At 56.0% G+C, this 8,490-nt stretch carries 6 protein-coding genes; 5 read left to right on the forward strand and 1 reads right to left on the reverse strand.

The window, feature by feature from the left end; all coding sequences use genetic code 11:
* Positions 1–210: 210 nt before the first annotated feature.
* The 5 genes from PHP98_08205 (at position 211) to gyrA (ending at position 8,205) form a co-directional block, all read left to right on the forward strand.
* Complete coding sequence (locus PHP98_08205; protein ID MDD5483617.1) at positions 211–1,083, forward strand: undecaprenyl-diphosphate phosphatase; 873 nt, start codon at positions 211–213, stop codon at positions 1,081–1,083.
* Between the two features lie 19 nt (positions 1,084–1,102).
* Positions 1,103–2,395 carry a DUF401 family protein gene (locus PHP98_08210; GenBank protein MDD5483618.1) on the forward strand — a complete coding sequence of 431 codons (1,293 nt, stop codon included), beginning with the start codon at positions 1,103–1,105 and terminating at the stop codon, positions 2,393–2,395.
* Positions 2,396–2,416: 21 nt separating this feature from the next.
* A complete protein-coding gene (gene trmB, locus PHP98_08215; protein MDD5483619.1) occupies positions 2,417–3,034 on the forward strand; it encodes a tRNA (guanosine(46)-N7)-methyltransferase TrmB in 618 nt (205 codons plus the stop codon).
* A gap of 88 nt (positions 3,035–3,122) precedes the next feature.
* Complete coding sequence (gyrB, locus tag PHP98_08220) at positions 3,123–5,675, forward strand: DNA topoisomerase (ATP-hydrolyzing) subunit B (GenBank protein MDD5483620.1); 2,553 nt, start codon at positions 3,123–3,125, stop codon at positions 5,673–5,675.
* Positions 5,676–5,727: 52 nt separating this feature from the next.
* The gene (gene gyrA, locus PHP98_08225) at positions 5,728–8,205 is read left to right on the forward strand and encodes a DNA gyrase subunit A (protein ID MDD5483621.1); all 2,478 of its coding nucleotides are present in this window, start codon (positions 5,728–5,730) and stop codon (positions 8,203–8,205) included.
* Between the two features lie 78 nt (positions 8,206–8,283).
* Here gyrA and PHP98_08230 read toward each other — a convergent pair.
* Positions 8,284–8,490, reverse strand: a 207-nt coding sequence (locus PHP98_08230; protein MDD5483622.1) for a hypothetical protein, incomplete at its 5' end; no start/stop codon positions are given.

Genomic DNA, 8,490 nt, shown 5'->3' on the forward strand with positions numbered 1-8,490 from the left:
GAGAGAGAAACCGTAGGGGCTTCGCTTGCGAAGTCCTCTTCAATAAAGACGGGCGCGCGACAAGCGCGGCCCCTACGAAGACTGGCCAATTGAATTGCCATCCACCCACATAACTGAGGGGTTACAATTTGTTTTAATCCCCGGTAATGCCATTGACATGCCGGCGTTAAAATGCTCATATGAACCGCGGTTTTTTTTTCATGGGGAAAAATGAATGTTGATTTAAATTTATGGCAGTCATTGGCGCTGGCCGCGATCCAGGGCGCGACAGAATTCCTGCCGGTCAGCAGTTCCGGCCATCTTGTCCTGGCGCGCCGCCTTTTCGGCTGGTCGGACGCCGGCGGGCTGCTCTTTGACACGGTTTTGCATGGCGGCAGTCTCGCGGCCATCCTGATTTATTTCTGGCGCGAATGGGTTTCTGTTTTTCATGCATATTTCTCAAAGATCGCCAATGGGGTAAACTGCCATCCCCGGCAATTGAAATTTGAAAATCGAAATTTGAAAATCGAAAGCGTCGCTGGCACATATTACCGCCGTTTGCCGTGGCTGATAATTGCCGCTACTATTCCGGCGGTGTTGGCGGGGCCGGTCTTGAAGCCATGGCTGGAAAACGACGCGACGGCTCGGAACGCCTGGGTAACCGGCATGAGCATGATCATGACCGCCTTGCTCTTCCTGCTGGCCGAGCGCCGCCTGGCGCCGTCCGGAAGGAACATTACTTTCCGGAACGCCATTTTTGTCGGTTGCCTGCAGGTTGTCGCCTTGCTCCCGGGCGCCTCGCGTTCCGGATGGACCGCGGCCGGAGGAATTTTCAGCGGTCAAAGCCGGGAAAACGCGGTGCGTTTTGCTTTTTTCATGGCTGTGCCGGCGATTGCCGGGGCGATCGTTTTTCAGGGCCGGGAAATACTTGCGGCGCCCCAAACCGGATTTGATCCGGTTTTTATTTTGAGCGGATTCCTGATGAGCTTTGCCGCCAGTTTCGGCGCCATTCATTTCTGCCTGAAATTTTTTCGCTTTAATACCCTGCGCCCTTTTGCGGTGTATTTGATGGCGGTTGGAATAATTGCTTTGCTGATAGGGTAAAGCCTGCGCCGGAAATTAAATGAACGATTTTTCGCCTCTCTTGAAAATATTGACGGTGTTTGCCGGAATTCTTCTCCTCGGACGGCTGCGAGTTCCGCTTTGCCTTGCGCTGGTTCTGGGCGGTTTGGGAGTCAGTTGGTGGGGGGGCAACCGTTTGCCCGAGGTCTTTGTTTTCTTCATGCGGGCGCTGGCCGATATAAACCTCTGGCTCCTCGTGGCGGTAACGGCGCTGGCGGTGGAATTCGGGCGGGAACTGGCCGACAAAAGAAATGCCGGGGCCATGCAGTCTTTCGCGAACAGGATCGGGGGCAAATCCGGGAGGATGTGGGGCCTCATGTTAATGCCCGCTTTGATCGGCCTGATGCCCATGCCGGCCGGCGCCTTGCTGTCCGCGCCGATGATCCAGCAAAGCGCGGATGAAGAACATTGGAAGCCGGAATGGAAAACGGCCGTGAATTACTGGTTCCGGCACGTCTGGGAATACTGGTGGCCGATTTATCCGGTGGTCATCATCGGGCTGGCGGTTTTCAGAATGGAGCCATGGCGTTTTACCGCCGCCATGATTCTTTTCACGCCGGCGGCTTTTACGTTCGGCTGGTTCTGGCTCTTGCGGCCTTTCCGGCATAAACTCGGCCTGGCCGGAACGGTTGTTTCGGATAGCTTGCGCCCTTTTGCGCGGCTGATCTGGCCGATTCTGCTTATTATCGCGGCCGTGCTCGCGCTTCCCCCCCTCTTTGCCGCGATACTGCCGCAGTGCGACCCGCAGACAACCAAACTCTCCGCCATGTTGATTGGCGTTCTTTCCGGCCTGATGGTTGTCTGGAAAAGGGCGGGAAAAGGGGGAAAAATGTTTTCATCGTTTTTCAAGCCGCACAATGTCAATATCCTGCTCACGATCGGCGCTATTCTTGTCTTTCAATCCCTTCTGGAAACTTCCCGCCTGCTGCCGGAAGCCGCCCGCGAGATGGGACGGTCGGAAATCGGCGTCGTGCCGATTATCGCCGCCCTGCCGTTTCTGGCCGGTTTTGTGACCGGCGTGGCTTCGTCAATAGCGGGCATAGCCTTTCCGCTGGTGGTGGGACTGCTTGAATCGGAGGGAAACGGGCTGACGCCCATGGCAGCGCTGGCGCTGTCTTTCGGTTCCGGTTATCTGGGCATGATGCTTTCTCCGGTTCATTTATGCCTCATAATGACCCGCGACTATTTTGCGGCCTCGTTGCTTCCGATTTACCGCCAGTTGGCGCCATGCGTCGCCTCGCAGGCGATATTCACGGTTTTGGTCTTCATGGCGTTGAACGCTTTGAAATTATAGCAGGCATGAAATTTTACAAATATGGCGGCCGATAATCTTCAGGACATTATTCTCAAACCGGAAAATCCGCCGGTGTTTTTCGCGCCGGAAAAGGTTTTTAACCGGGCGACTTCCTTTGACCTGGAAGTGGACCTCGGCTGTGGCAAGGGGCGTTTCCTGCTGGCCCGGTCTTTTTCCCGTCCGGAATCGTCTTTTCTGGGCATTGACCGGCGCCGGGCGCGCATTGGAAAGGTCGGCCGCGCTGTCCGGCGCGCAGGAGTCAGGAATATCCGGCTTTTATGTTCGGAAATCTTTTTCGCCGTTGAAAACCTGATTCCGGCGGAGAGCGTTTCGGTTTACTATCTTTTTTTCCCCGATCCTTGGCCCAAGCGCCGCCATCACCGCCGGCGCCTTTTTGACGCCGGGTTCCGGGACGCCGTCCGGAAAACATTGAAAGCGGGGGGGGAGATTCATATTGCCACCGACCATCCTGATTATTTTTTAATCATTAAAAATCTGCTTGCCGCCGATGTCCGTTTCGTGGAAATCGCTCCGTTTGCGCCCACCGCCGGGGAGCGCACCAATTTTGAGCTTCTTTTTATGGGACAAAACAAGCCGATCGCCCGCTGTTCGTTCATGAAGTCCGGCCCCGGCTTTTGATTATTTTTTTGAAAAAAAATGTTGCTTTTTTTTAATCCGCCGGTAGAATAAATCAACCCGTCGCGAGGGGCAAAAAAGGATTTATGACATGAAACACGAGGCAGAGGAATTGTCCGAAAAAACCAGTTCGGAAGCGGCCGGATCCGTTGTGAAAGCGAAGGGAGAAAAAGCCGCAGAAGCGGAGGGAAATCGTCCGGGCGAAGCGGCGCCGGCCAAAAACGGCGAAAAATACGATGCCACCACCATCACCGTGCTGGAGGGGATGGACGCCGTCCGGCGCCGGCCGGCCATGTATATCGGCGACACATCCGTGCGCGGTCTGCACCATTGCGTTTTTGAAGTGGTGGACAACAGTATTGACGAAGCGTTGGCCGGATACTGTGCCGCCATCCAGGTCCAGCTTAATTCCGACGGCTCCGTGACGGTCAATGACGACGGCCGCGGCATTCCGGTGGACATGCACGCCACCGAAAAGAAACCGGCGCTGGAAGTAGTGCTGACCACGCTCCATGCCGGCGGCAAGTTTGACCACCGCTCCTATAAGGTTTCCGGAGGTTTGCACGGGGTGGGGGTGTCGTGCGTCAACGCGCTCAGCGAATGGTTTGAAGTTGAGGTGCGCCGCGACGGCACGGTGTATCACCAGAGTTATGAAAAGGGCGCGGTCGCTTCCCCCCTGGAAAAAATAGGCAAGACAAAAAGCACCGGCACGAAAGTGACTTTTTTTCCGGACGGCTCCATTTTTTCCACCCTGAAGTTTGAGTGGGACATCCTGGCCAATCGTCTGCGCGAACTGGCGTTTCTGAACCAGGGCATAGAAATCCGCCTTTCCCAGGAAGAGCCCCAGCGCGAGGAAGTTTTCATGTTCAAGGGCGGCATCGCGGAGTTCGTGGAGCATCTCAACCGCAACAAGAACCTGATCCATCCCAAGGTGATATTTTTCGGCGGAGAAAAGGAAAGCGTTGTGGTGGAAATCGCCCTGCAATACACGGACACTTACACGGAAAACATCTGCTGCTATGTGAACAATATCAACACGGTAGAAGGCGGAACTCATTTGAGCGGATTCCGCTCGGCCCTCACCCGCAGCGTCAACAACTATGCCCGCGCCAATAAGCTGATCAAGGATGACGAGGAAGCCATGTCGGGCGACGATGTGCGCGAGGGCTTGACCTCCGTCATCAGCGTGAAACTGCCGAACCCGCAGTTTGAGGGCCAGACCAAAACCAAGCTGGGCAACAGCGAGGTTCAGGGTATCGTGGAGTCAATCGTCAACGATGAACTGGCCGTTTTCATGGAAGAGCATCCTTCCATCGCGCGGCGCATCGTGGACAAGGCCAGGGTTGCCGCCCGGGCCCGCGCCGCCGCCCGCAAGGCGCGGGATTTGACCCGCCGCAAGGGAGCCTTGGACAGCGCCGCGCTTCCCGGCAAGCTGGCCGATTGTTCCGAACGCGATCCGGAGCTTTGCGAGCTTTATCTGGTTGAGGGCGACAGCGCCGGCGGCTCGGCCAAGCAGGGCCGCAACCGCGAGTTTCAGGCCATCCTGCCCCTGCGCGGCAAGGTGCTTAACGTGGAAAAGGCGCGGCTGGACAAGATTCTTAACAATAATGAAATCCGCACGCTTATCACCGCCATCGGGGCGGGGATCGGCAAGGAAGAATTTGATATTTCAAAAATCAGGTACCACAAGATTATCATCATGACCGACGCCGACGTGGACGGCGCCCATATCCGCACCCTTTTGCTGACCTTCTTTTACCGCCAGATGCCCCAGCTGATTGAAGCCGGCCACGTTTTCCTGGCCCAGCCGCCCCTTTACAAGATCACCTGGAAAAAGAAGGAGGAATATATTGATTCCGACGCCCGGCTTACCCGGAAACTGCTTGAACTCGGATCCGAGGATCTGCGGCTGGAATCCCCGCAGACAAAAAAGACTTATGCCGGCAAGGAGCTTTTGGGCATGCTGGAAACTCTGGTTGAGCTGGAACACTTTGCGCAGAGCCTGAAGCGCAAGGGCATCGCTTTTGACGAGTATATCCGCCTCCGCCATCCGCAATCCGGCGCACTGCCGAAATACCACGTGTCGGCCGTGAACGGCGGCGGAAAATCCTATTATTTTGTCTATAACGACGAAGAACTGACGCGCCTCAGGGAAAAACTTGAGCAGAACGCCGGCTATCAACTGGAGATTTTTTCGGACAACGAGGCGGCGAACAATGAGAAAGGCATTCGCTGGCAGGAAATCTATGCCGCCAGCCAGATCGGGAAACTGGTTGCCGGTCTTGAAAAGCAGGGCTTTCCGCTGTCGTCCGGCCAGGAAAACGAAAAGGAAAGCCGGAGTTACCGGCTGCTCAACGGCGAAACGGCGATAGAACTCAATTCTATCCTGCAGGTTGTTGAACAGATCCGGAATATCGGCCGCAAGGGGTTGAGCATTCAACGTTACAAGGGGCTCGGCGAAATGAATCCTGAACAGCTTTTTGACACCACCATGGATCCGGCCCGGCGAAAGCTCCTCCGCGTTGTCCAGGAGGACGCGGTGGAAGCCGACCATATCTTCACGCTGCTCATGGGCGACGAGGTTGAGCCGCGCCGGGAATTTATTCAGGAAAACGCCCTGAACGTGCGGAATCTGGATGTTTAAGGCCGGCGTCCGCGCGCCTTGCCGCGCGCAAGACGGGGCGTAAAAATTTAAAATGAACACAACTAACGAACAGATTGAAAGCATCAATATTGAAGATGAAATGCAGCGTTCGTTCATTGACTATTCAATGAGCGTCATCATCAGCCGCGCCCTGCCGGATGTTCGTGACGGGCTCAAACCCGGCGCCCGCCGCATCCTTTTTGCCATGCGCCAGCTGGGATTGCTGCACAACCGTCCTTTCAAGAAATCGGCTTATGTCGTCGGCGAAGTGCTCGGCAAATACCATCCGCACGGCGACACGGCGGTCTACGACACCCTCGTGCGCATGGCGCAGGATTTTTCCCTGCGTTATCCCCTCATTGACGGGCAAGGCAACTTTGGCAGCATTGACGGCGACAACGCCGCCGCCTACCGTTACACCGAGGCCCGTCTCCGGCAGCTGGCGGAAGAAATGCTGGCCGATATTGACAAGAATACCGTGCTGATGGTCAAGAATTACAACGGCGAGATCGACGAGCCTTCCGTGTTGCCGGCCCGCCTGCCCAACCTGCTTATGAACGGCTGCACGGGCATAGCCGTCGGCATGGCCACCAATATCCCGCCCCATAACCTGAATGAAATAGTTGACGCGCTGCTCATGCTGATTGACCGCCCGGAGGCCACCGTGGAAAATCTGATGGAACACGTCAAGGGGCCTGACTTTCCCACCGGCGGAATCATCTGCGGCCTCAAGCCGATCATGGACATGTACAAAACCGGGCGCGGACAGATGAAGGTGCGCAGCCGCGCGGGAATTGAGGAGGGGAAGCAGGGCAAGGAAACGATTATCATCACCGAGATTCCCTACGCGATAAATAAGTCCGCGCTCATTGAGAACATAGCCGCCTTGGTGCAGGACAAGGTCATTGAAGGCATCGCGGATATCCGCGACGAATCCAACAAGAACGGAATCCGCATCGTGATTGAACTCAAGCGCGGCGTGGCGCCCAAGGTTGTGTTGAACAACCTTTTCAAACGCACCCAGCTGGAGACGACTTTTGGCGCGATCATGCTGGCGATTGACAACGGCCGCCCCAAGATCATGAACCTCAAGGAGTTTCTCCAGAAGTTCATTGCGCATCGTTTTGATGTCATCACCCGCCGCACCCGTTTTGACCTGGAGAAAGCCGAGGCGCGCGCCCACATTCTTGAGGGGTTGAAAATCGCCATTGATCATCTGGACGCGGTCGTCAAGGTGATCCGCGCCTCAAAATCGCGCGACGACGCCCGGCTGGAGATGATGAAACGGTTCGGCCTCACCGAAATCCAGGCCAACGCCATCCTTGACATGCGTCTTTACCAGCTGACCGGGCTTGAGCGCGACAAGTTGGAAGCCGATTATCTGGAGGTGATCAAGCTCATATCCTCCCTGAAAGACCTGCTGGCCAGTCGGAACAAGATTTACGGCGTGATCCGGGAGGAACTCCTTGAAATCAAAGAGACTTACGGCGACCCCCGCCGGACAGAAATAACTCCCGAGGAAGGCGAGATGAACATTGAGGATTTGATCGCCGACCGCAGCTGCATCATCACCATAAGCCATGCCGGCTACATCAAGCGCGTGCCCACCGCCACTTACAAAGCCCAGCGCCGCGGCGGCAAAGGCGTAACCGGCATGGATACGAAGGAAGAGGATTTCGTGGAGCACCTCTTTAACGCCAGCACGCATGATTATGTTCTCTTTTTTACCGACGGCGGACGCATTTACTGGGAAAAAGTTTATGAAATACCAGAGGCCGGCCGCACCGCGCGCGGCAAGGCCATCGTCAACCTGCTGGAATTGAAAAGCGAAGAAAAGATCGCCGCCATGGTTACCGTGCGCGATTTTCCCGAAAACGAGTTTCTTGTCATGGCCACCGCCAGGGGAATCGTCAAGAAAACAAAACTTTCGGAATTTAAAAATCCGCGGCGTGACGGCATCATCGCCGTTAAAATTGAGGACAATGACCGTTTGATCGGCGTCAAACTCACCAACGGCCAGAGCGGCATCATGCTGGCCACCCGCAACGGCATGAGCCTGCGTTTTGATGAAACGGAACTGCGCAACCAGGGCCGCGACACCATCGGCGTGCGGGGCATAAGGCTGGCCGAGAGCGACGAGGTGGAAACCATTGAAATTGTTAATGAAAAATCCACGTTCTTTGTCTGCACCGAGAACGGCTACGGCAAGCGCACGTCTTTTGAGGAATACCGCGGTCAACACCGCGGCGGCAAGGGCATCATGGCCATCCGCGCCTCTGAGCGCAACGGGAAAGTGGTCGGCGCCCATGCCGTCATGGAAAACGACGCGCTCATGCTGATCACCGCCCAAGGTCAGACCATCAAGATCAAGGTCGGCGATATCCGCATCATCAGCCGCGTAACCCAAGGCGTCCGCCTGATTAATCTGGAGGAAGGAGATGCGCTCGTTTCCGCCACAACCGTGGAGCCTGACGAAGACGTTGTTCCGGCGGCCGAAAATTCGGACAATAGCGCGAAGCCCGCTCCCTGACGCGCTCCAGGTGAAGATGCGGGGGGGGGCTGCAAAGGTAAATGTTTTGCGCGGAACGCTTCGCGCTTTACGAATGGCTCAAACTTGAGGGCTGATCCGGCCGGTGCTGTTTTTTTTGTCTTCCTTGTCGTTGCCGACAATTTCAATCATCATGGTCTTGAAGCCCTTGCCGGCGTTTTCCATTTCCTTGTTCAGTTCCCGGATGACGGTTTCGGTGCCTTTCGGGGTTGCCCGCTCAAAAGTCATGACGGTTTCGCCGATGCTGATGCGGTCGCCGACGGCCAG

This window comes from Kiritimatiellia bacterium (assembly GCA_028715905.1).
Lineage (GTDB): Bacteria > Verrucomicrobiota > Kiritimatiellia > JAAZAB01 > JAAZAB01 > JAQUQV01.